General features: G+C 71.9%; 24 protein-coding genes. 12 read left to right on the top strand and 12 right to left on the bottom strand.

What is annotated here, in order from left to right; genetic code table 11:
* Nucleotides 1–24 precede the first annotated feature (24 nt).
* On the bottom strand, nt 25–990 hold the full coding sequence (locus LQ326_RS27155; protein WP_234540646.1) for an ABC transporter substrate-binding protein: 966 nt from the start codon (nt 988–990) through the stop codon (nt 25–27).
* Nucleotides 991–1,308: 318 nt separating this feature from the next.
* Between LQ326_RS27155 and LQ326_RS27160 the strand changes: the two genes are divergently transcribed.
* The 4 genes from LQ326_RS27160 to LQ326_RS27175 are packed head-to-tail and all read left to right on the top strand — an operon-like array spanning nt 1,309 to nt 5,349.
* Nucleotides 1,309–3,825, top strand: coding sequence for a sensor histidine kinase (locus tag LQ326_RS27160; RefSeq protein WP_234540648.1), 2,517 nt, complete (start codon nt 1,309–1,311; stop codon nt 3,823–3,825).
* Complete coding sequence (locus tag LQ326_RS27165) at nt 3,822–4,298, top strand: roadblock/LC7 domain-containing protein (protein WP_181808013.1); 477 nt, start codon at nt 3,822–3,824, stop codon at nt 4,296–4,298. The genes LQ326_RS27160 and LQ326_RS27165 overlap by 4 nt, the downstream gene beginning before the upstream one ends.
* Before the next feature lie 51 nt (nt 4,299–4,349).
* Complete coding sequence (locus tag LQ326_RS27170; protein ID WP_234540649.1) at nt 4,350–4,766, top strand: DUF742 domain-containing protein; 417 nt, start codon at nt 4,350–4,352, stop codon at nt 4,764–4,766.
* On the top strand, nt 4,753–5,349 hold the full coding sequence (locus tag LQ326_RS27175) for a GTP-binding protein (protein WP_234540651.1): 597 nt from the start codon (nt 4,753–4,755) through the stop codon (nt 5,347–5,349). The genes LQ326_RS27170 and LQ326_RS27175 overlap by 14 nt, the downstream gene beginning before the upstream one ends.
* A 92-nt stretch (nt 5,350–5,441) precedes the next feature.
* On the opposite strand, the gene LQ326_RS27180 is transcribed toward LQ326_RS27175, so the two are convergent.
* The 9 genes from LQ326_RS27180 to LQ326_RS27220 form a co-directional block, all read right to left on the bottom strand.
* A complete protein-coding gene (locus tag LQ326_RS27180) occupies nt 5,442–6,107 on the bottom strand; it encodes an ABC transporter permease (protein ID WP_234540652.1) in 666 nt (221 codons plus the stop codon).
* Nucleotides 6,104–6,754 carry an ABC transporter permease gene (locus tag LQ326_RS27185; RefSeq protein ID WP_234540658.1) on the bottom strand — a complete coding sequence of 217 codons (651 nt, stop codon included), beginning with the start codon at nt 6,752–6,754 and terminating at the stop codon, nt 6,104–6,106. The genes LQ326_RS27180 and LQ326_RS27185 overlap by 4 nt, the downstream gene beginning before the upstream one ends.
* On the bottom strand, nt 6,751–7,881 hold the full coding sequence (locus tag LQ326_RS27190) for an ABC transporter ATP-binding protein (protein WP_234540661.1): 1,131 nt from the start codon (nt 7,879–7,881) through the stop codon (nt 6,751–6,753). The genes LQ326_RS27185 and LQ326_RS27190 overlap by 4 nt, the downstream gene beginning before the upstream one ends.
* Before the next feature lie 240 nt (nt 7,882–8,121).
* Nucleotides 8,122–8,862 carry an FAD:protein FMN transferase gene (locus tag LQ326_RS27195; protein WP_234540667.1) on the bottom strand — a complete coding sequence of 247 codons (741 nt, stop codon included), beginning with the start codon at nt 8,860–8,862 and terminating at the stop codon, nt 8,122–8,124.
* A gap of 166 nt (nt 8,863–9,028) precedes the next feature.
* Nucleotides 9,029–9,865, bottom strand: coding sequence for a substrate-binding domain-containing protein (locus LQ326_RS27200; protein WP_234540669.1), 837 nt, complete (start codon nt 9,863–9,865; stop codon nt 9,029–9,031).
* 207 nt (nt 9,866–10,072) lie between these two features.
* Nucleotides 10,073–10,480 carry a peptide-methionine (R)-S-oxide reductase MsrB gene (gene msrB, locus LQ326_RS27205; protein ID WP_234540670.1) on the bottom strand — a complete coding sequence of 136 codons (408 nt, stop codon included), beginning with the start codon at nt 10,478–10,480 and terminating at the stop codon, nt 10,073–10,075.
* A gap of 13 nt (nt 10,481–10,493) precedes the next feature.
* Nucleotides 10,494–11,882, bottom strand: a complete 1,389-nt coding sequence (murC, locus tag LQ326_RS27210; protein ID WP_234540677.1) for a UDP-N-acetylmuramate--L-alanine ligase — start codon at nt 11,880–11,882, stop codon at nt 10,494–10,496.
* A 219-nt stretch (nt 11,883–12,101) separates the two neighbouring features.
* A complete protein-coding gene (locus tag LQ326_RS27215) occupies nt 12,102–12,557 on the bottom strand; it encodes an indole-3-glycerol phosphate synthase (protein WP_234540972.1) in 456 nt (151 codons plus the stop codon).
* A gap of 173 nt (nt 12,558–12,730) precedes the next feature.
* Entirely contained in the window at nt 12,731–13,579 is an 849-nt protein-coding gene (locus LQ326_RS27220; protein ID WP_234540682.1) for a pyrimidine reductase family protein, read from the bottom strand.
* Nucleotides 13,580–13,616: 37 nt separating this feature from the next.
* Between LQ326_RS27220 and zapE the strand changes: the two genes are divergently transcribed.
* From zapE to LQ326_RS27250, 6 genes are all read left to right on the top strand, one after another.
* Nucleotides 13,617–14,723 carry a cell division protein ZapE gene (zapE, locus tag LQ326_RS27225; RefSeq protein WP_234540684.1) on the top strand — a complete coding sequence of 369 codons (1,107 nt, stop codon included), beginning with the start codon at nt 13,617–13,619 and terminating at the stop codon, nt 14,721–14,723.
* Nucleotides 14,724–14,895: 172 nt separating this feature from the next.
* Nucleotides 14,896–15,294, top strand: a complete 399-nt coding sequence (locus LQ326_RS27230; protein ID WP_234540690.1) for a hypothetical protein — start codon at nt 14,896–14,898, stop codon at nt 15,292–15,294.
* A gap of 110 nt (nt 15,295–15,404) precedes the next feature.
* On the top strand, nt 15,405–15,983 hold the full coding sequence (locus LQ326_RS27235) for a carbonic anhydrase (protein WP_234540692.1): 579 nt from the start codon (nt 15,405–15,407) through the stop codon (nt 15,981–15,983).
* A gap of 8 nt (nt 15,984–15,991) precedes the next feature.
* On the top strand, nt 15,992–17,446 hold the full coding sequence (locus tag LQ326_RS27240) for a SulP family inorganic anion transporter (RefSeq protein ID WP_234540698.1): 1,455 nt from the start codon (nt 15,992–15,994) through the stop codon (nt 17,444–17,446).
* A gap of 144 nt (nt 17,447–17,590) precedes the next feature.
* A complete protein-coding gene (locus LQ326_RS27245) occupies nt 17,591–18,424 on the top strand; it encodes a slipin family protein (RefSeq protein WP_234540982.1) in 834 nt (277 codons plus the stop codon).
* 64 nt (nt 18,425–18,488) lie between these two features.
* A complete protein-coding gene (locus tag LQ326_RS27250) occupies nt 18,489–19,343 on the top strand; it encodes a polysaccharide deacetylase family protein (RefSeq protein ID WP_234540704.1) in 855 nt (284 codons plus the stop codon).
* Nucleotides 19,344–19,438: 95 nt separating this feature from the next.
* Here LQ326_RS27250 and LQ326_RS27255 read toward each other — a convergent pair whose 3' ends face one another.
* Together LQ326_RS27255 and LQ326_RS27260 are read right to left on the bottom strand one after the other, a co-directional pair.
* The gene (locus LQ326_RS27255; protein WP_234540707.1) at nt 19,439–20,110 is read right to left on the bottom strand and encodes an ABC transporter; all 672 of its coding nucleotides are present in this window, start codon (nt 20,108–20,110) and stop codon (nt 19,439–19,441) included.
* Nucleotides 20,107–20,988, bottom strand: a complete 882-nt coding sequence (locus tag LQ326_RS27260) for an ABC transporter ATP-binding protein (protein WP_234540709.1) — start codon at nt 20,986–20,988, stop codon at nt 20,107–20,109. Before LQ326_RS27260 ends, LQ326_RS27255 begins: the two co-directional genes overlap by 4 nt.
* Before the next feature lie 106 nt (nt 20,989–21,094).
* Between LQ326_RS27260 and LQ326_RS27265 the strand changes: the two genes are divergently transcribed.
* On the top strand, nt 21,095–21,787 hold the full coding sequence (locus LQ326_RS27265; protein ID WP_234540711.1) for a peptidyl-tRNA hydrolase: 693 nt from the start codon (nt 21,095–21,097) through the stop codon (nt 21,785–21,787).
* A 130-nt stretch (nt 21,788–21,917) separates the two neighbouring features.
* Entirely contained in the window at nt 21,918–22,685 is a 768-nt protein-coding gene (locus LQ326_RS27270) for a DUF4142 domain-containing protein (RefSeq protein WP_234540714.1), read from the top strand.
* Nucleotides 22,686–22,775: the final 90 nt, after the last annotated feature.

Consider the following 22,775-nt stretch of genomic DNA (forward strand, 5'->3'; position numbering starts at 1 on the left):
AGAGCCGAGGAGGGCCTCAGGGGGTCAGCTGGTGAGGCCGACCTTCTTCAGCCAGGCCTGGGCGACGTCCAGCGGGTCCTTGTTGCCCGACTGCACCTGGGTGTCCAGGTCCAGCAGGGTCGCGGTGTCGAGCTTGGCGGAGACGGCGTTGAGGGCGTCGACGGCCGTCTGGTTCAGGGCGCTCTTGTAGACCAGGGGCTGGACGTTCTCGAAGCCGAAGAGGTTCTCCGGGTCCTGGAGGACGACGAACTTCTCCTTGGTGATGGTCGGGTCCGTGCTGAAGATGTCGCCGGCCTGCACCGCGTTCTTCTTCAGGGCGGCCTCGGTCAGCGCGCCGCCCGCGTCGAGCGCCTTGAAGGACTTGAACTCCAGGCCGTACACGGACTTCAGGCCGACCAGGCCCTGCTGGCGGGTCTGGAACTCCGGCGAGGCGCCGAGGACCAGGTCCTTGGCGATGCTCTTGAGGTCGGCTATCGAGGACTTCTCGGTGAGGTTGTACTTGGCGGCGGTCGCCGCGTTGAGCGTCACCGTGTCCTTGTCCTGCGCGTCGGCCGGGTTCAGCAGCGTCAGCTTGGAGTCGAGCTTGGCCTCGACGGCCTTGGTGGTCTCGTCGACGGTCTTCGGGGCCGCCTTCGGGTCCAGGTAGGCGAGCAGGGCGCCGTTGTACTCGGGCAGGACCGAGATCGAACCGTTCTTGAGCAGGCCGTAGGTGGTCTCGCGGCTGCCGATGTTCGGCTTGTAGGTGACCTTGATGCCCTTGGCCTTGAGCGCCTCGCCGTAGATGTCGGCGATCAGGTTGCTCTCGGAGAAGTTGTTGGAGCCGACGACGACGGTGTCCCCGCTCGCCTTGCTGTCCGACAGCGGGTCGGACTTGCTGTCGTCGGAGGAAGAGGAGCAGCCCGCCAGCAGGGCCGTCGTCGCCGCGAGCGCGACGGTCGCCACGCCTCGGTATGTCCGGATTGACCTGCTGGGAAGGGTGTTGGAAGTCACGGTTGCCGTTCCGGGAGCTGTGGGAAGGGTGGGGGTGTTGCGAACCTCTCCGCACGATCCAATCCAGCCGGTTCTCGGTCAGTCAAGTATCTCCGGGTCACCGATTGGCTTCGATCCGTGGCCAGTTGTGGACGCGGCGCGGTCTCTTTGTAACGGATTCTTGATAGACAGCAAGCGGAACCCGGCTTCCAGAACGCTGTAGTCTCACGGCAGTTGATATCGGTCACAGCGGTGCACGGGGCCCGCTACTCGGTGTCGTTCCGCAGCAGTTCGGGGTGAAGACGCCCCCAGACCAGACACCCTCATGAAGGAGGCCCGGTGTCCACGAACCAGGTGGACGCGCCCGTCCGGCCCGCCCAGTCGCGGGGCGGGGCACGGGGTTTCGCCGACCGCTGGCCCTTCCGGCGCAAGCTCAACCTGCTGGTCGGTGTGCCGCTCGCCGTCATCGCCGTACTGCTGGCGTACGTCTTCACCGACCTGGTGCGGCAGTCCAACAGCGCGGAGGACGCCGCGCGGACGGTCCTGGACAGCGCGCAGGTGGCACGCCTCGTGGACAAGGTCGAGGCGGAGCACCAGCAGGCGATCCTGCTCTCCGCGCGGTACGAGTCCGGCGACGCCAAGCCCTCGGCCGCCGCCTACCTCGCGGCCCAGGACGCGGTGAACTCCCAGGTCACGAAGGTCCGTGAGACCTTCGGCGACCGGCTGCCGGACACCGAGGCGGACGCCCTGCGGCAGGTCGAGGGCCTGTCCAGTCTGCGGGAGTCGGTCGAGCAGGCTTACCTGCCGGCCGACAACATCGACCCGGCGTACGCCAACGCGTCCAACGGCCTGATCGACGGCCTCGGTCTGGACCGCGACACCGACCTCGCCTCCACCTTCACCGGCAACCTGCTGGACTCCCTGCTGCGCGCGGACGCCGCCCACGGCGCCTTCGAGACCAACGTGCTGGCGGCGACCACCGGTGACACCAATGCCCTGATCGAGTTCACCAACGCGGTCGGCGCCTACGACCTCTACCAGCACCAGGCCGACCGGTTCGCCCGGTTCGCCACCGAGGGCCAGGCCCGGCAGCTGACCGACGTCGAGCACACCAAGGCCCAGAGCACCATCGCCGAGTCCTTCGCCGAGCTGCAGATCGACCCGACCAAGCTGGTGTCCGGCAACCAGGAGCAGATCCGGCGGGCCGTCAAGGACGCGCTCTCCGACTACCCGGCCTACCACGACCAGGCCGCCGCCCGGCTGACCATCGCCACCTCGCTCATCGGCCAGATCGCCGACCGGGCCGACGCCACCGCCAGCTCCGCGCGATGGCACGCGATCTGGCTGCTGAACGGCTCGCTGCTCGGCTTCGTCCTGTGGATCGCCCTCGCGGCGCTGGTGCGTCGCTCGATCATCCGCCCGGTGCAGGCGCTGACCGGGGTCGCGCACGAGGTCGCCGAGGTGGCGGGCCGTGAACTCGCCCGCGTCGCCGACGACGACGCCGAGGACTCCGGCCCGCCCCGGCTGCGGGACATGCCGGTCACCGCCCGCGACGAGATCGGTGACCTGGCCGAGGCGTTCAACCAGGTGCAGACCACGGCCGCGGCCCTGCTCGAACGCCAGGTGCTCAGCCGCCGCAACACCGCCGAGATGTTCGGCAACGTCGGCCGCCGCGTCAGCAACCTGACCACCCGCCAGCTCGCCTTCATCGACGCGGTGGAGCGGGCCGAGACCGACCCGGCCCTCCTCGAACGCCTCTACTCCATCGACCACATCGCGGTCCGCCTGCGCCGCAACGCCGACAGCCTGATGCTGCTGGCCGGCATCCGTGAGACCGTGCTGGCCGCGGGCCCGACCCCGGTGTCCAACGTCGTCCGGGCCGCGCTCGGCCAGATCGAGGGCTACCAGCGGGTACGGCTGTACGCGGGCACGGACGCCATGATCGAGCCGGACATCATCGGCGACCTCACGCTGATGGTGGCCGAACTCCTGGAGAACGCGGTGTCGTTCTCGCCGGCCGGCAGCCCCGTCGAGGTGACCGTCCGCTCCAGTGACGCGGGCGCCCACATCGTCGTCACCGACCACGGCCTCGGCATGAGCGCCGAGCGGCTGGCCGAGGAGAACCAGCGGCTGATCCGCCGTGAGCGTCTCGACCTGGTGCCGACCAAGGTGCTCGGCCTCTTCGTGGTGGGTGCGCTGGCCCGGCGCTGGGAGATCGGCGTCGAGCTGACCCGGACCCCGGGCGGCGGTGTCACCGCCGAAGTGACGCTGCCCGCCCGTCTGTTGCTGACGATGAGCGCGGTGGGGGACGTCCCCGGCACCCCGTTCGCCGGGGAAGCGGCGGCACGACCGGTACCGGCGGTACCGGCGGTGCCACCGGTACCGGCAGCACCGGTGGCACCGGTGGCGGCCACCGAGGCGACCGGCCCGACCCCGGCCGCCATGGCGCCGGCCGCCGCCGAGCCGGAGAGCCTGCTCCCCCGCCGGCTGCCGCGCCGCGAGCCGGCCGCCGAACCCGCCGCCGCGCAGGCCCCGCTCATCCCGGCCGCCCGCTCCGGCGAGCCCCCGGCCGACCCCGGCTCCGAGCCCTACTCCGGCGACGCGACCCGCCCGCTGCGCCGCCGGGTACGCGGCGCGACCCTGCGCACCACCGTCGGCGCCGCCCAGAGCCTCGCCCAGGCGCCACGCACCCGCGACGCCGAGGCCGAGAGGAACGAGCTGGACGAGTTCGAGGCAGCGGTGGAACGCGCCCGACGCGACAGCGACACCGGCAGCCACGAGCGGCCCCTGCCGCACACCGACCCCACGTACCCCCCGCAGCACCAGAACCACCTTCCGGAAGGAGCCGAGCAGTGAGCACGTCGACAGGTGACACCCCGACGGGCGGCACCACGCCGACCGACCTGCAGGCGGCCGCAGCCGACTTCACCTGGCTGCTGAACCGCTTCGCCACCGAGACCGCAGGCGTGGTCGACGCGATCGCCGTGTCCTCCGACGGACTGCTGATCGCGGTCTCGGAACTGCGTGAGCGCGCCCATTCCGAACGGCTGGCCGCGATCGTCTCCGGCATCACCAGCCTGGCCGCCGGTGCCTCCGGCAACTACGGCCTGGGCGGCCTCAACAAGGTCATCATCGACCTGGAGGGCGGCCATGTGATCGTCTCCGCGATCGGCAACGGCGCCGTGCTCGGCGTGGTCGCCGACAAGGAGGCCAAGCTCGGCAACATCGCCTACGAGATGACCCTGTTCGCGAACCGCGCGGGTGCGGCGCTCAGTCCGCAGCTCGTCCTGGAACTCAAGAACAGCGTCGGCGTCCCACAGACGCGCTGACCGGCACCGCCGGTCGGCACGCCGAGAAGGCCGAGAGAGGAAGACACAGCCATGGCGGACGGCACCTCGCCCCCGGGCCCGGACCCGGTCGGCCCCGCCCCCGCCGTACGGCCGTTCCTGGTCACCGCCGGCCGGGTGGCGGACAGCGCCTCCGGACCGGCGATGCCCGTCGAGACCCAGGTGGTGGCCACCGTCGCCGGGCTCGCCGTGCTGGACCGGCTCTCCTTCGAGCAGCACGACATCGTCGCCGCGTGCCGGATTCCGCAGTCGCTCGCGGAACTGGCGGCGCGGCTGCGGCTGCACCTGAACGTGGTCCGGGTGCTGGCCGAAGACCTGCGCGAGGCCGGGCAGCTGACGGTGCACGTGCCCGACTTCGAGGCCACCCACGACTCGTCCGTCCTGCGCAGGGTTATCGATGGCCTGCGGGCCATCCCCGACTCCCGAGGGGTACTCCGTGACACCGACTGACTCGCTGACCCGGGGCACCGGGCGTACGGCCGTACGGCCGCCGCTGCCGGTGAAAATGGTCATCGCGGGCGGTTTCGGCGTGGGCAAGACCACCGCCGTCGGCTCGATCTCGGAGATCGAGCCGCTGACCACCGAGGCGTCGATCACCGAGGTCGCGGCGGGTGTGGACGACCTCACGCTCACCCCGCGCAAGACGACCACGACCGTGGCGATGGACTTCGGCTGCATCACCATCGACCCGACGCTGAAGCTGTACCTGTTCGGCACGCCCGGGCAGGAACGCTTCGGCTTCATGTGGGACGACATCGTGGAGGGCGCGCTCGGCGGGCTCGTCATCGTTGACACGCGTCGCCTCGACGACTGCTATGCCGCGGTCGACTACTTCGAGCACAAGGGGATTCCGTTCGCCGTCGCGATCAACGCGTTCGACGGGCGCGTCGAGCACACGCTGGACGAGGTCCGGTGGGCGCTGGATGTCGCCGACGGTACGCCGCTGGTCGTCTTCGACGCGCGTGAACGGGGTTCTGTGCGGGATGCGCTGCTTGTCGTCCTGGAGCTGGCGCTGGCACGGAGTGGGGGGTAGGGCGGTGCGTGGGGAACTGTCCGCCGCGTGGGGCTGGTCGCGCCCACGCGGCGGAGCCGCATATTGATACAGTCCCGCGCCCCTGCGGGGCGCTAACCCCGCCGTACGCCGGGTGAGACCGTCAGTCTCTGCACCGCCCAGAAAATGCCCAGTGTGGCCAGGGCCATGGCCGCCACCAGCGTGGCGCCGCCCACGACCTTCTCGTAGTTCTTCTGGTAGAGGCCGTCGATGATGTAGCGGCCTAGGCCGCCCAGACTGACGTACGCCGCGATGGTCGCTGTCGAGACGATCTGGATGGCCGCCGAGCGCAGGCCGCTGAGGATCAGCGGGAGGGCGACCGGGAGTTCGACCTGGAAGAGGACGCGGGTCTCCGGCATCCCCATGCCCCGGGCCGCGTCCACCGGGGACGGGTCGACCGAGCGCATCGCCTCGTACGTCGTGACCAGGATCGGCGGTACGGCGAGGATCACCAGCGGGATCATCACCGGCAGCATGCCGAAGCCGAGCCAGATGAACATCAGGACCAGCAGGCCGAAGCTGGGCAGCGCCCGGCCGGCCGTGGCGATCAGGGCGAGGGCGTTGCCGCCGCGGCCGTAGTGGCCGGTGAGCAGTCCGATGGGCAGGCCGATGACCGCCGCGTAGGCGAGGGCCTCCAGGGAGTACTGGACGTGCTCCCAGACGCGGGTGGGGATGCCGTCGTAGCCGTGCCAGTGCGAGCTGTCGCTGAAGAAGGCGTGGACGAAGTTGAGGACGTTCACCGGGTGCTCTCCTTCGGCATCCAGGGCGTCAGCACACGGCGTACGAGGACGAGTGCGGCGTCGGCCAGGATGGCCAGCACGGCCGTGGTCACGACCGAGTTCACCGCCAGTTCGGGGCGGTGGTAGATGTTCGCGTCGTTGAGCAGGTTGCCGAGGGCGCCCTGGTTGCCGATCAGCATGCCGACGCTGACGAGGGAGATGCTGGAGACGGTGGCGACGCGCAGGCCCGCGATGATCGCGGGGACGGCGATCGGCAACTGCACCTGGAAGTAGCGGCGTACCGGGCCCAGACCCATCGCGGTCGCGGCGGCCAGGGTCTCCTCCGGGACCGAGCGGACGCCGTCCACGATGGCCGGGACCAGGACCACCAGGCTGTACACCGAGAGCGGGATCATCACCGTCGTCTCGGTCTGGCCCGTGTAGTCGATGAGGACGACGAAGAAGGCCAGGGAGGGGATGGCGTACAGGATGGTCGTCACGCCCAGCACCGGCGGGTACAGCCAGCGCAGGCGCACGCAGAGCTGGGCGACGGGGAGGGAGACCAGCAGACCGGCCAGAACCGGGATCAGGGCCTCGCGCAGATGCAGGCCGATCAGGCCGAAGTAGGTGTTCTGGAGGTCGCTCGGGATGTCGAAGAAGCCGCTCATCCACCGGCCTTCGCGTCGTCGCGGCCCTCGGCGTGGGCGGTGCGGATCGCGGCGCCGATGACCTGCTGGGAGACGACGCCGACGGCGCGTCCCTCGCCGTCCACGGCCACGGCCCAGCCGGTCGGCGAGAGGACGGAACCGTCGAGGGCGGCCCGCAGCGAGTCCCTGCCGGGCACGAACGGCCGCCCGTAGGGGATCAGTTGCTCCGGCCGGATCGAGCCGGCGGTCAGGGCCCGCGGCTCGCCCCAGCCGAGCGGCCTGCCGTCCAGGTCCGTCACGAGGAGATAGGGGGTGTCCGCAGAGGTGCGCGCGGTGAGTCTGCCGGCATCGGCGTCGATCGCGACGATCGGGGCCTGCTGCAGTTCGAGGCCCGCGGACGGGAAGAAGGACAGCCGCCTGATGCCCCGGTCGGCACCGAGGAAGTCCTCGACGAAGGCGTCCGCCGGGTCGGTGAGCAGTTCGGCCGGCGGGGCGAACTGGGCGAGGTGGCCGCCCGTGCGCATCACGGCGACCATCGTGCCGAGCTTGATCGCCTCGTCGATGTCATGGGTGACGAAGACGATGGTCTTGCCCAACTCGTCCTGAATGCGCAGGAGTTCGTCCTGCAGTCCCTTGCGGACCACGGGGTCGACGGCGGAGAACGGCTCGTCCATGAGCAGCACGGGCGGGTCGGCGGCGAGCGCCCGGGCCACGCCGACACGCTGCTGCTGGCCGCCGGAGAGCTGGTACGGGTAGCGCTTGGCGAACGCCGAGTCCAGCCCCACCCGCTCCATCAGCTCGGCCGCCCGGACCCGCGCCCGCTGCTTGCTCCAGCCGAGCAGCCGGGGCACCGTGGCGATGTTGTCGATGACGGTGCGGTGCTGGAAGAGGCCGGCGTTCTGGATGACGTAACCCATCGACCGGCGCAGGGTGTTGACGGGCTGCGCCTGGATGTCGGCGCCGTCGAGGAGGATCCGGCCCTCGCTGGGTTCCACCATCCGGTTGATCATCCGCAGGGTCGTCGTCTTGCCGCAGCCGGAGGGACCGACGAGGACGGTGATCGAGCGGTCCGGTATCTCCAGGGAGAGCCGATCGACGGCGACCGTTCCGTCCGGGTACCGCTTGGTGACTGAATCTATCCGTATCAAAACGCCGAATGCCCTTCGGGTTTGGCAGAAAGTGCCCAGTAATCGACCACGGTCGCCGTGGCGCAGGCCGTTGTGGACAGAGTCTAAACCGGAACTGTTTCAGCACTTTGGCCGCTGACTGATCCTCTTCAGTTTGTGACCTGCCGACAGCACACCGCGCGACACCGGGGAACCGGCCGCGCCGGACAGCGCGCTCCGATCGCCGGGGTCAGGAACGAGCCGAAGGCAAGAGGCGTCCGGTCAGGCGGTCGCCGGCGGCTCGTCCGCGACCGGGAAGCCCGCCGTCCGCAGCACCTGCCGCCGCGCGTCCACGGCGAACACCTCGCAGCCCGGCCGCGCGGCCGCCCACCCGACGCCCTCGGCGCCCATCGCGAAGGCGGCCGTGGCCACCGAGTCCGCCTCGGTCAGCGAGGAGGCCACGACCGTCAGGCTGAGCAGCCCGGTCGCCGGGCGCCCGGTGCGGCCGTCGATGATGTGGTCGCCGCGCTCGTAGCGGGCGGAGGTGGCGACCGCCCCGTCGGTGAGTTCGAGGACCGTGCACAGCTGGTCGGCATGGTCGGGATGGCGTACCCCCACCCGCCAGGGTCCGCCGGCGGCGACCACGTCACCGCCGGCGTTCAGCACGAACCGCTTCGCCCCGGCCACCGCCAGCAGTCCCGCGGCCCGCTGCACCGACCAGCCCTTGACCACCGCGCACGGGTCGAGGCCCCGCCCCGGCAGCCGTGCGTCGAACGCGCCCCCGGTCGCCAGCCGGTACTCCTCGCACAGCGCGAGCACCTCGGCGAGGTCGGGGCTCGTCTCGGACTCGGCGAGTTCGCCCCGGTCCATACGGGAGACCTCGCTGTCCGGCCGGAACGGGCTGAACCGCTCGTCCACCTCGCGCAGCCAGGCGAAGACGGCGTCCGCGGCCCCCTCGAAGTCCCCCGCGTCGTCGACACGGAGGGAGACCGGGAAACCCATGACGTGTTCGACTCGGTGCACGCTCGGCCCTTCGCGTCGACAGCGGCCCGCAGGGACCGGACTCCCGGCGGGCGTCGCTGGTGATCGTCGCGCCGGACACCGTGCCGGTGCCGGCGCTCTGTGCCTTCAGTGTCTCCGAGCAGGCGGAATGCGCAACGCCGATCCGAAAGCCCGGGAGGGCAGGGAATCAGTGCCGGTACAGCCGCGACCGCTCCAGCAGGATGTCGTGCAGATCGCGGACGGCCTCGGCGTACGAACCGGAGCGGCGGCGCTCCGTGACCATCACCACCTCCGTGTCCTGCTCCGCGTCGGCGAGCGGACGCCAGGTGATCACGCCGTTGCGTTCCAGCGGGTCGCCGATGACGCTGAAGTCGGGCAGCACGGTGGCACCCAGCCCCTCGGCGACCATGAGCTTGCCCATCTCGGCACCGTCGGTGGAGTAGGAGAAGGCCGGGGTGCGGCCGCGCAGCAGCCGGTGGATGTAGCGGTGCATCACATAACCGGCTCGCATGACGATCAAGGGCTCGCGCAGCAGAGCGTCGGTGCTGACGGCGGAGTGCGCGGCCAGTGGGCTGTCGGGGCGCAGGCAGACGACGGGGCGGCCGCGCAGCAGCTCGGTGCAGTCCAGGTCGGGCGGCAGGTCGTCGCCGGTGAGGTAGTTGACAGGCCCCAGGTCGAGGCCGCCCTCGGCGAGCATCCGGTGGATGTCGGTCTGCTGGGCGGTGACGATTTCGACCTGGGTCCGCGGGTGTGCGGCGCGGAAGTCCTGGACGGCGGGGACGAGCAGCGGGACGGTCGCGGCATGCACCGTGCCCAGCCTGACCGTCCGGCTGACCTGGTGCTGGTGGTCGGCGGCCTGACGCAGCCGGTCCACGGCCTCCAGAACCGCGGCGATGTGCGGCAGCAGCTCGCGGCCGGCATCGCTGGTGCGGGCTCCCGAACGGTGGCGGTCCAGCAGTCGGCGCCGCCCCGGCGCCCGTCGTGAGCTGAGCGCCCGGAGGGCCTGTCGCGAAAGCGGCGGCATCGGCCGAAGGACGGCGTCTGCCGCGCGCCATCCGGTACCCCCTCTGGGGGAGCGTGCCGGGCGTCGCGCGGCAGACGCCACTTTCACGGTCTGCGGCGCCCGGCCCGCTCCGGGCACGTTGCCGTACCCGGGCCCGGTGACTGGTGATGACGCCCGCGCGGGACTCGCTGTCGCGGCATCATCCGGTCCGTCGTCAGCGGGCCGCGGTCAGCTCGCGTCCGGCTCCAGCCGGAGCGAGATCGAGTTGATGCAGTACCGCTGGTCGGTCGGGGTCGCATACCCCTCGCCCTCGAACACGTGCCCGAGGTGCGAGCCGCAGCGTGCGCAGCGCACCTCGGTACGCACCATTCCGTGCGTGCGGTCCTCCACCAGTTCGACCGCGTCGGTGTCCTTGGGGTCGTAGAAGCTCGGCCACCCGCAGTGGGACTCGAACTTCGTGCCGGAGGTGAACAGTTCGGCACCACAGGCGCGACAGGAGTAGACGCCCTTGGTCTTGGTGTCGGTGTACTCACCCCTGAAGGCCGGCTCGGTCGCCGCCTGACGCAGCACGGCGTACTCGGCCGGCGACAGCTCCGCCCGCCACTGCTCGTCCGGCTTCTCGACGTCGTACGACATGACTCTCAGCCCCTTACTTCACCAGGCGTTCCAGGATCCTCGGGCCCAGGTCGGTCACATCGCCCGCGCCCATGGTGAGAACCAGATCACCGGGCTTGGTCATTCCCGCGACCACCGCGGGGACCTCGTCCTTGTCGTGCACGGCCGTGACGTCGGCGCCCGCGGCCCGCGCCGCCTGGATGATCAGCTCGCTGGTGACCCCGGGGATCGGGTCCTCACGGGCCGGGTAGATGTCGAGGACCACGGACGCGTCCGCGAGGGCCAGCGCGTCGCCCATCTCCTTGCCCAGCTCCTGGGTCCGGGAGAAGAGGTGCGGCTGGAAGACGACCAGGATCCGGGCGTCCCCGGCGGCGGCGCGCATGGCCTCCAGGTCGGCGGTCATCTCGGTCGGGTGGTGGGCGTAGGAGTCGACGACCTGGACGCCGGCCGCCTCGCCCTTGAGCTGGAGGCGCCGCTTGACCCCGGTGTACGCGGCCAGGGCGGGGGCGAGCCGGGCGGCCGGGACGCCCAGGGCCACGCCGGCGGCGAGCGCGGCGACCGCGTTGTGCGCGTAGTGCCGGCCGGGCACGGACACCGTGAACGTCAGCTCGGCCCCGTCCAGCGCGACGGTGACCTCGCTCTTGAGGCCCTGCGGTACGACGGACAGCACCCGGACGTCGGCGTCCGCGGCCTCGCCGTACGTCACCGTCCGTACCTTTCCCGCCACCCGCCGGGTGAGCTCGCGCGCGCCCTCGTGGTCCGCGTTGACCACCAGCGTGCCGCCGGGCACGATCCGGCCGGCGAAGGTCTCGAAGGACTCGTAGATCTCGTCCATCGAGGCGTAGTTGGCGTGGTGGTCCAGCTCCACGTTGAGGACGATGGCGACCTCGGGCGCGTACTTGTGGAAGCTGCGGTCCGATTCGTCCGCCTCGGCGACGAAGATCTCGCCCGTGCCGTGCAGGGCGTTGGAGCCGGGGGCGTCGAGATCGCCGCCGATGGCGTACGAGGGGTTCAGCCCCAGCGCGGTCAGGGAGACCGCGAGCATGGAGGTGGTGGTGGTCTTGCCGTGCGTGCCGGCGACCGCGATCGGACGCAGGCCGTCCATCAGGGCGGCGAGGGCGTCCGAGCGGTGCACCACCGGGACGCCCAGCTCGGCCGCGCGGGCCAGCTCGGGGTTGTCCTCGCGGATCGCCGACGACACGACGACACAGCTGGCGTCGTCGGCGAGGTGCCCGGCCGCGTGCCCGATGTGCACGGTGACACCGAGGGCCCGCAGCGCCTCGGCGGTCTCCGACTCCTTGGCGTCGCTCCCGGCCACCTCGGCCCCGCGTTGAGCGAGGATCTTGGCGATTCCCGACATCCCGGCGCCGCCGATCCCGATGAAGTGCGGACGCTCCATGGCGGAAGGAAGGCCGGGTGCCATGTGTTTCTCCCAGAGACGGTGACGTGCGAAAGCAGCCCTAGCCTATGCGCTCGAACCCGCGCGGCTCCGCAAGGTGCGTGTGCGGCCGCCGCCGCGCAGGGGCGGCCGGCGGTACATCCGGGCCGACGGAAGAGCGGCCGGCCCCGCAGGCGCGGGGAACCGCGCGACAGGCCGCGGCCCACCCGCGCCCGCCCCCGCGTCGCATCCCCTCCGCGGCGTCTACGCCTTGCTGTGCGAGAACAGCTTCAGCACCGGCACTCCCACCTTGTGCCGCGCCCGGGACGCCCAGTCCCGGTGGAAGAACTCCTCCACGTAGTGCGGATCGGTCAGCACGATCACCTCGTCCGCGCCGACCTCTTCCACCAGCTTGCGCAGCGCGTCCAGCGGGTGGTCCTCGACCATCCGCCCCTGCGCCGTGCTCCCCGCCGCCCGCAGGGCCGTCAGGGAGACGTCCAGCGCCTGCTCGGCCGGGGCCTTCGCCGCATCCCCCTCCGGGGTCTCCCGCTCGCGCGCGGCCTCGTCGAGTTCACCGAGTGCGATGTCGTCGATGGCCCGCAGCAGGCGGTCCGCCTGGTCGCCGCGCGGCTGGAGCAGGACGTGGAAGGCGACCTGCTCGTCCCCGTGCAAGGTGGTGACGAACTCCACGTCGGCGGACGTCAGGGCCTTCTCGATCATCAGAACGCTTGTGAACACCAGGCGCCTCTTCTCCTTAGAGGGTCACTGCGACCCTCTGTCCTCCGTGGGGGCCCAGCACCCCTGCCGAAACCATCCTGCCCCGTGATCGCACAGGTACTGCCGGATTTTGTGCGCGCGTCGAAAGTCAAGCGGAACATCAGGTTCCGCCGCTTTCAGGAGCGGCGGTAGCGGCCGAACAGGAATCCGTCCTCTTCCAGGAGGGACACTAGTTCGAAGCGGCGGGGCACGGCGACACCGGGTCCCCCCGCGATCCGCTGCGCACTCCCCGCCGTGAGCACCGGAGAGACGGTCAGGCACAGCTCGTCGAGGACACCGCCGGCGATGAACTGCCCGAGCAGCCGGGGACCGCCCTCGGTGAGCAGCCGGGTGTGGCCGAGGCCGGCGAGGGCGCGGACCGCGCGGGCGGGGTCGACGCCGACGCCGTCACCGGCGATCACCAGCCGGGCGCCGGCCTTCTCGGCGGCGGCCATCCGGTCGGGGGCGGCGGCCGCGCCGGTGAGGATCAGCGTGGGGACGAGCGGCGAGGTGAACAGCGGGAGCGAGAAGTCCAGGTCGAGGCTCGCGGTGACGACGGCGACCGCGGCGACCAGGGCCTGGCCCGCCGCGGTCCGGGCCCCGGCGAACTCCGCACGCTCGCGGGCCGGCCGGTACCCCTCCTGGCGTACCGTTTCCGCGCCCACCACGACGACGTCCGCGAGCCCTCGCAGGGTGCCGAAGATCCGCATGTCGGCCGCGCCGGAGATGGGCTGCGACCGCCCGTCGTGCTGACCGGCCCCGTCGAGCGTGGACACCATGTTGGCCCGCAGCCAGGCCTCCTGCCCGGCGGACTCGGGATAGGCATAGGCGAGGGCGAGGTCGGCGAGGCTCCACTCCCCGTCCGCCGGCTCCCGCCGGGCGGCGGGGGAGGCGCCCGGCGCCGCGGCCGTGCCGTTCTCCGCCTCGGTTGAACCGTCGGCGACCCGGGCTGTTGTTCGTTCGGTCACAGGGAACAGGCGTCGCATGTCGTGCAGTGTGGCACGGCAACTAGCATGGGTGACCGTGTCGTCTTCTCCCGCCGTATCCGAGGTCAGCCCCGTAACCGACGTGGCCCCGCTGTCACTGTGCGCCCGTTCGCCGCACGTCCCCGCGGAGCGGCTGGTCGCCGAGATGGTGCCGCCACCCCGGTTCGACTCGGTCCGCTTCGCGACCTACATCCCGGATCCGAACCAGCCGAGCCAGACCGAGGCGGTGCGGGTGCTGGAGGGCTTCGCTGGCGGTCTCGGCGGGGCACACGCGGTGGCCGGCGGCAGGCGCGGCTTCCTCGGCTTCGGGAAGGCGCGGGCACCCAAGGCGCCGGCCGGTCCCCGCGGCGTCTATCTCGACGGCGGGTACGGCGTCGGCAAGACCCACCTGCTGGCCTCGCTCTGGCACGCCACCCCGGCCGAGCCCGCGCTGAAGGCGTTCGGCACCTTCGTGGAGCTGACCAACCTGGTCGGCGCTCTCGGCTTCCAGCAGACCGTGCAGACCCTCTCCGGTCACCGTCTGCTGTGCATCGACGAGTTCGAACTGGACGATCCGGGCGACACCGTCCTGGTGTCGACGCTGCTGGGCCGGCTGGTGGACGCCGGTGTCGCGCTCGCCGCCACCTCGAACACCCTGCCCGGCAAGCTCGGTGAGGGCCGGTTCGCCGCCGCCGACTTCCTGCGCGAGATCCAGGGCCTGTCGGCCCACTTCCGCGCCCTGCGCATCGACGGCGAGGACTACCGCCACCGGGGCCTGCCCGCGGCGCCGGCGCCGTACTCCGAGGAGCAGGTGACCAAGGCGGCGTACGCCACCCCGGGTGCCTCCCTCGACGCCTTCCCGCAGCTGCTCGACCACCTGGCCAAGGTGCACCCCAGCCGGTACGGCGCGCTGACCGACGGCCTGAAGGCCGTCTGCCTGACCGGCGTGCAGCCGGTGCCCGATCAGTCGACCGCGCTGCGGCTCGTGGTCCTCGCGGACCGGCTCTACGACCGCGAGGTCCCGGTGCTGGCCTCCGGACTGCCCTTCGACAGGCTGTTCAGCGAGGAGATGCTGAACGGCGGCTACCGGAAGAAGTACTTCCGCGCGATATCCCGGCTCACCGCCCTGGCCAGGGACGCGAAGGAACTCGTGGCCGCCGGGTAGGCGCCGGGTCAAGAGCTCGATCAGGCCACCCACCGGCACTTTTCACGCTGTCTTCGGCTTGCGGCACCGATGTGACCCTGCAAACTACTTTGCAGGGTTAACGTGTTTCTTGACCAGCCGTTGACCCGCGCTTGGCGCACATGAGAGGCGTGAAACGTCACAAGGGGGGCTCATGTTCCGAGGTACGACGACCCGGACCGTGCTCTCGCTCCTCGCTGCCGCCCTGCTCGCCGTCCAGTTCTTCGCACCTGCCGCAACCTTCGCAGTCGCGCATACCTTCAGTCATGCAGAGGCCAAAGCCCTGGGCCCGAAGGCCCCGGCGAAGGCCGTGCGCGACGTCGCGCACGCCCTCGGCGACCACGGCCGCTGCGGTGAGCCACCCAGCCCTCCGACGCCACGGAGCGTGGACCGCCATCGCAGCGCCGCCGCCGGCTGGGCCGACGACCGTCCGCCCGCCGCGCGGCACACCGAGGCCATACGCACCCCGGCGCCTCCCGCAGCCGGGCACCACCACGCGTCAAGAGCGTCCAGAGCCCACGCACCGGCCACGCTGCAGGTCTTCCGCCGCTGACCGGACCGGCTCCGCCCCGGTGCCGCCTCCCCCACATCCCCCGCATCCCCCCACCACCGTCGTGCAAGCCCGACGCGCCGCTGTAGCGCGCCAGGAGGAGTTCACACACCATGCAGCCCCTCATCGACAACGCCCGTACGTTCGGACAGCGCCCTGAGGAGTTCGCCGGACTCGCCGAAGGCCAGTCCCCGCAGGTGCTCTTCATCACCTGCTCCGACTCCCGGGTCGTCCCCGCCCTGATCACCGGCGCCCGCCCGGGCGAGCTCTTCGAGCTGCGCACCGCGGGCAACATCGTCCCGCCGTACGCCTCTGCTCACCCCACCGGCGAGGCGGCCACCATCGAGTACGCCGTGGAGGTGCTCGGCGTCCGCGACATCGTCGTCTGCGGACACTCGCACTGCGGTGCCGTCGGCGCCCTCGTGCGTGGCGACGACCTGACCGCCGTACCCGCCGTACGGGACTGGCTGGCCGGCGCCGAGCCGCGCCCCAGCGGGGCGGCCGAGGACCCGGCCGTCGCCGAGGGCGTGCAGAACCACGTGCTCGCCCAGCTGCTGCGGCTGCGCTCGTACCCCTTCATCGACAGGAGGCTGGCACAGGGCGAACTGACCCTGCGCGGCTGGTACTACGAGGTCCACACCGGTGCCGTGCGCGAACACCGCACGGACACCGACACCTTCGAGGCCCTGTGACCGCCGCGATGACCAAGTTCCCCTACATACGCCAGGACTTCGCCGCCTCTCTCGTGGTGTTCCTGGTCGCGCTCCCGCTCTGCGTGGGCGTGGCCGTGGCCTCCGGCGTCCCGGCCGAACTCGGCCTGCTCACCGGCATCGTGGGCGGTCTCGTCACCGGGATGCTGCGGGGCAGCAGCCTTCAGGTGTCGGGGCCGGCCGCCGGCCTGACCGTGCTCGTCTTCGAGGCGGTACGGGAGTTCGGACTGCCGGTGCTCGGGGTGATCGTGCTGGCCACCGGCGTCCTGCAGATCACCATGGGCGTCCTGGGGCTGGGGCGTTACTTCCGGGCGATCTCGGTCTCGGTCGTCGAGGGCATGCTGGCCGGTATCGGTCTGGTGCTGATCGCCGGCCAGCTGTATCCGGCGCTCGCCGCCACGGCCCCCGAGTCGGGCCCCGGCAGGATAGCCGGACTGCCCGGGGCGTTCCTGAACGCCCTCGGGGACGGCGAGGCGCTGGCCTCGCTCGACCTGGGCGCGGGCACGATCGCGGTCCTGGTGCTGTGGAAGACGGCCCCGGCGAAGGTGCGGACGGTCCCCGGACCGCTGGCCGCCGTGGTCCTCGCCACCCTGGCCGCGTTCTTCCTGGACCTCCCGGTGGCCACCGTCGAGGTGCACGGGCTGCTGGAGTCCGTCCAGCCGCCGCCGCTCGCCGCCTTCGGTGAACTGGCGAGCGTCGGGCTGATCGGCACGGTCGTCGCGTTCACGCTGATCGCGTCCGCGGAGTCACTGTTCAGCGCGGCGGCCGTGGACCGCCTGCACGACGGCCCGCGCACCGAGTACGACCGGGAACTGGTCGCCCAGGGCGCGGGCAACGCGCTGTGCGGGGTGCTCGGCGCGCTGCCGATGACCGCGGTGATCGTGCGCAGCGCGGCCAACGTCCAGGCGGGCGCCCGCACCAAGGCGTCCCGGGTGCTGCACGGCGTCTGGCTGCTGCTGTTCGCGGCGCTGCTGCCGGGAGCGCTGGGCTGTATACCGATCCCGGCGCTCGCCGGGCTCCTGGTCTACTCGGGCGCCAAGCTGATCCCGGTGCGCGCGCTGGCCGTGCTGTGGCGTGAGTACCGGGGCGAGGCCTTCGTCCTCGTCGTCACGGCGGTGTCGATCGTCGCGGTGAGCATGTTCGAGGGCGTGCTGATCGGGCTCGCCCTGTCGATCGTCAAGACGGCCTGGGACGCCTCGCACCTGAAGCTGGAGGTCGTCGACAAGGGCTCGGGACCGATCGACGCCCGCCTGTCGGGCAACGCGACCTTCCTGCGGCTGCCGAAGATCCTCGACAGCCTGGAGGCGCTGCCCCGGGACCGTCCGGTCCGGGTGGACCTCTCCGGGCTGCACCACCTCGATCACGCCTGCCGGACCGCGCTGGAGAGCTGGGCCGAGCGGCACAGCGCCGCGGGCACCGAGCTGGTGAAGGTCACGGCCGCCTGAACCGGCGGCCGCCCCGGGCCGGGGTGCCGACGCCCCTCGGCACCCCGGCCCGGACCTGCTTCCTAGAAGCCGTGGCCCCGACCCTCCCGCCGGGCATATCGTTACAGGAACAGACATATCGGGCCTCTCCGCCTGGGGGTCGTGATGGTTCAGGAGCTGCTGGTCGCGGTGGTGGCGGCGCTGTGCTTCGGCGCGCTGTACCTGGCCGCCGGCGCGCGGGTCGTCAAGCAGTACGAACACGGCGTGCTGTTCCGGCTCGGGCGGGTCACCGGTGACGTACGGACACCCGGCTTCAATCTGGTGATCCCGTTCGTGGACCGGCTGTACAAGGTCAACTTGCAGATCGTCACGATGCCGATCCCCGCCCAGGAGGGCATCACCCGCGACAACGTCACCGTGCGCGTGGACGCGGTCGTCTACTTCCGGGTGGTCGACGCGGTGAGCGCGCTGGTCAAGGTCGAGGACTACAAGTTCGCCGTCTCCCAGATGGCCCAGACCTCGCTGCGCTCCATCATCGGCAAGAGCGACCTGGACGACCTGCTCTCCAACCGGGAGAAGCTCAACCAGGGCCTGGAGCTGATGATCGACAGCCCGGCCGTGGGCTGGGGTGTGCAGGTGGACCGGGTCGAGATCAAGGACGTGTCCCTGCCGGACACCATGAAGCGCTCGATGGCCCGCCAGGCCGAGGCCGACCGGGAGCGCCGGGCCCGGATCATCAACGCCGACGCCGAGCTCCAGGCCTCCAGGAAGCTCGCCGAGGCGGCCCAGCAGATGGCGGACACCCCGTCGGCCCTGCAACTGCGGCTGCTGCAGACGATCGTCGCGGTGGCCGCCGAGAAGAACTCCACGCTGGTCCTGCCGTTCCCGGTGGAGCTGCTGCGGTTCCTGGAGCGGGCGGGCCAGCCGCCGGCGCCGAACGGCGAGGCGCCGGCCGGGATCACCGAGAGCACGGCGCGGGAAGGGCCGCCGCCCGGGTGACCCGGCACCGCGCCACCCGTCGCGCCATCCAGAAAATCGGACATACCACACTATTTTTCATACGGTGATCCGACTAGCACGCCGTCTGACCGGTACGACCACCGTATGCGTCGCCCTCGGCGCCGCGCTCGCCGCCTGTGGCACCGTCGAAGCCCCCCACCCGGGCCCGCCGGCCCCCACCAGGCCCTCCTCCTCCGCCACCCCGCCGCCCACGCTCCCCCGGGGCCCCGGCGGAGCGGCACCTGTGTTCATGAACGGACCGCGCACCCTGGGCAGGACCGTCGCCTTCACCTTCGACGCCGACATGACCGCCGACCAGGGGCCGCGCGCGGCCGCGGGCGAGCACTTCGACAACCCGGCGCTGATCGCGACCCTGCGCAGGCTGAAGGTGCCGGCCACGATCTTCATGACCGGCCGCTGGGCCGACCAGTACCCGGACCAGGCCCGCGCCCTGGGCCGCGACCCCCAGTTCGAGGTCGCCAACCACTCCTACAGCCACTACGCGTTCACCGGCGACTGCTACGGCCTGCCGACCGTCGCCGCCGCGAACATGAAGTCGGACGTGGAGCGCGCCTACGCCGCCCTGCTCCGCGCCGGGGTGCCGCACCCGATGCCGTACTTCCGCTTCCCTGGCGGCTGTTACGACAAGCAGGCGCTGCGCGCGGTCGGCACGCTCGGGGTCACCGCGGTGCAGTGGGACGTGGTGAGCGGGGACGCGTTCGCGACGGACGCCGACGCGGTGACCAAGCAGGTGCTGGACGGGGTGAAGCCCGGTTCGGTGGTCGTCATGCACTGCACCCGCAGCGCCGCCCCGACCACCGAGCAGGTGGTCCGGACCGTCGTACCGGAGCTGCGCAAGCGGGGCTACCGGTTCGTGAAGGTGTCCGAGCTGATCGGGCAGACGCCCGGTCACCGGTGACCCCGGAGCCGTACCAAGGGCTCACGATGTGTCCGCCGCGCACGGGGTCCCCCCGCGCGAGCGAAGCCGGGCACGAGGGCGGCGGGAGCGCCTGTTCAGGACGAGCGGCGGCCGTTGAGGGCACAGGCCGTGGTGAAGGCCGCGGCGGTGAGCAGCGCCGCCGCGGCCAGGGGCAGCGGCGACACCGGGATCCGGCCGGACTCCGAGCCGCTGACCAGGCCGCTGACCGCCGCGTGCGCCGGGGAGCCCCCGACCACCACCGCGAGCAGCGTGGCCAGCAGCATCGTGGGCACCGCCCGGCCCGGCGAGCGCAGCAGCGGCCGGTTGGTGAGCGCGCCGACGGCGCTGCCGAGCAGCGCGCAGGCGAGGGTGGCGAGGAGACCGGCGGTTCCGGCCCGGACGGGTGACACGGGGAGCCGGTGGTCGTTGGTGGCGTGGTGACTGATCACCGTGACGATCAGGGTGGCCACCGTGCCGAGCAGGGCCGCGGCGGCGAGGGCGGTGAGCAGGGCGGCCAGGTGGGACCTGGCCGGACCGCGGGCCGCGGTGACACAGGCGCGGGCGGCCGCCGGTTCGCCCGTGACACAGATCCGTACCAGCCAGGCGGCCACCGGCAGCAGCGCGGCGGCCGTGTAGCCGAGCGAGTCCAGTACCGGCTGCCCGCTCTGCACGCCCACGCCCAGGAACGCGGCGTACAGGATCACCGGGGGCAGCCAGCGCTGGGAGCGCAGGAGGAGTGCGGTCTGGTAGCGCAGGAGTGCGGTCATGGGCGGTCTTTCCGGTCCGGTGGGACGTCCGAGGGCTCCGAGGGGGTGACGGAGACCACGTGCCAGGGCGGCTGGGCCGCGAGCAGGGCACGCAGCACCACGTCCGAGTGGGACGCGGGAACCATAAGACGGTAGGTACCGGGGGCCGGTTCCTCGGCCGAGACCGCGGTACGGGCGGCGTCCGCGGGCAGCCGGCCGCTGGCCGGGCCCCTGGCGGTGACGACGGTGAGCGCGCCGGCGGGTGAGGGGGCCGGCGCCGTACGGCGTTCGAGGGTGCCGCCGACGAGCTGGTGGACCGCGTCGGGCACGCCCGCCAGGCGCCGCGGATCGTGATCGACGAACACGACGGCGCCCCCGGCGGCGGTCCGCTCGGCGACGGCCCGCTCCAGTTCGGCGCGGGCCTCGGCGTCCAGGCCGGTCCAGGCCTCGTCGAGGACGAGGAGTTCCGGGTCGGCGAGCAGCGCCTGGGCCACCGCGATCTTCTGGCTGGTGCCCTTGGAGAGCTGGGCCATGGGGGTGTCCGCGTAGGCCGCCGCGCCGAACCGCTCCAGCCAGGTCGCCGCGCGGGCGGCGGCCGAGCGGCGGGAGAGGCCGTGGACGGCGCCGAGCCGGGTGAGGTAGCCGGAGGGGGTGAAGGGGAGGGCCGCGGGGAAGCGCTCGGGCACGTACGCGGTGCGGGGACGGCCCGTGACACGGCCCTCGGTGGGGGTCTCTATGCCGGCGACGAGGCGGAGCAGGGTGGACTTGCCGGTGCCGTTGGCACCTTCCACCCGGATGAGGGAGCCGGGGGTGACGGTGAGGTCGACGCCTCTTAACACCCAGGGGCCGCGTATGCCGTAGCGGCGGCCTACGCGGGCCAGTTCAAGATCACGATGCATGGGGACATTGTCGTGCGGAACGGTGGTGGGTGGTGCGCGTCACCGCGGGGGGCGGGTCGTATGCGGCTGGTCGCGCGGTTCCTCGCGCCCCTTGTAGGTTGGTGCGGTGAGCGCTCCCTTCCAGGTCTCGGCGAACAGCCGGGACGAAGCACCCCAGTTCGTGCTGCCTCTTGTCGTGCGGATAGAGAAGTCGGCTCCCCCCGCCCGCACCGACGCACTCGAAACGGCCGCTCGGGCCGTCCTGACCATGCTCAGTGACCCGCGGGCCCTCGGCGACGGCGAGTGGGCGCAGGCCGTGCGGGACTGGGAGGACGCGCGGATCCGCAAGGTCGTGCGGCGGGCGCGGGGCGCCGAGTGGCGGCGGGCCGGGGAGTTGCCCGGGATCACTCTCACCGGGAAGTCGGCCGAGGTACGGGTGTTTCCGCCGGTTCCGCTGGACGGGTGGCCCAGGGAACTGGCCAAGTTGCAGGTGTCCGGCACCGAGTTGGACGATCCGGAGCCGCCCGTGGACGCCGACCGGTCCGCGCCTGTGCTGTGGCTGAACCCGGAGCTGGAGATGTCGGCGGGCAAGGCGATGGCCCAGGCCGGGCACGGGGCCCAACTGGCGTGGTGGGCGCTGCCGGAGGAGGAGCGGCAGGCGTGGCGCGAGGCCGGGTTCCCGCTCGCCGTGCGGACCGCCGATCCGGCTGAGTGGCGTGAACTGACGGACAGCGGGCTGCCGTTGGTCCGGGACGCCGGGTTCACCGAGATCGCGCCGGGCAGCTGCACGGTGGTCGCGGACCATCCCGCACTGCGCTGAGCTGGGGTTTTTTGACTATCCTGACGAACTTTGCCGTTTGTTTGAACACCGCTGCGGTGCCACCCGTACGTCCTGGTACTGAACCAGTGACACGGGGAGGCTTCCTTTGCGGCGTTTCAACGGTACGGCCATGATCATGGCGGTCCTCGCCACCACGCTGTGCGCGCTCGCCTATCCCGTGTGGTCGTACGCCGACCGCTCCGGCACCGGACAGGCGAACCTGGCGGCGGGGACCGTGGCCACCCAGTGGGGCCCGCTGTCCGCCGCCGACCGTGATCTGATCGTCCGGGTCCGGCTGGCCGGGCTGTGGGAGCTGCCGGCCGGGCAGCAGGCGGTCGAACGGGCGCCGAGCGCGGCGATCAAGGAAGCCGGCGACCATCTCGTCGTCGGCCACACCGACCTCGACAGGCGGGTCCGGATCGTCGCGGCACAGCTGGGCGTGGAGCTGCCCAACGTGCCGAACGAGCAGCAGCAGGGCTGGCTCCGGGAGATGTCCGGGGCGACCGGCGCGGAGTACGAGTACAAGTTCGTGAACCTGTTGCGGGCCGCGCACGGCAAGATCTTCCCGGCGATCGGCGCGGTGCGGAACTCCACCCGCAACAGCCTGGTGCGGCAGCTGGCCTCCGACACCAACCAGACCGTCCTCGACCACATCACGATCCTGGAGAAGACCGGCAAGGTCGACTTCGAGGCCATCGCCAACGAGGTCGCGGGCTCGACCACGGCCAGCCCGACCGGGCCCGCGGTGCCGGCGCCCGGAGCGGCGGTGCCCTCGGCGCCGGCCGCGCGGGCCGACGGCGACGTGCGCACCACGTCCCGGCCCTCCCCCGGCGCGCCGGGCACGGTGAACACCGCGCGCCCGGACCCGGTGGACTCCCTCGGCGTGCTCGGCGGATAGCCGGCACCGGACAGCTCCCGGAGCGCGGGCGCGAACCTCAAATGTTGCTCTGAAGCGGCGGACGACACGGTTCGCGGCCGCGCTCCGGGG

The organism is Streptomyces shenzhenensis (genome assembly GCF_021462265.1).
Classification (GTDB): Bacteria; Actinomycetota; Actinomycetes; order Streptomycetales; family Streptomycetaceae; genus Streptomyces; species Streptomyces shenzhenensis.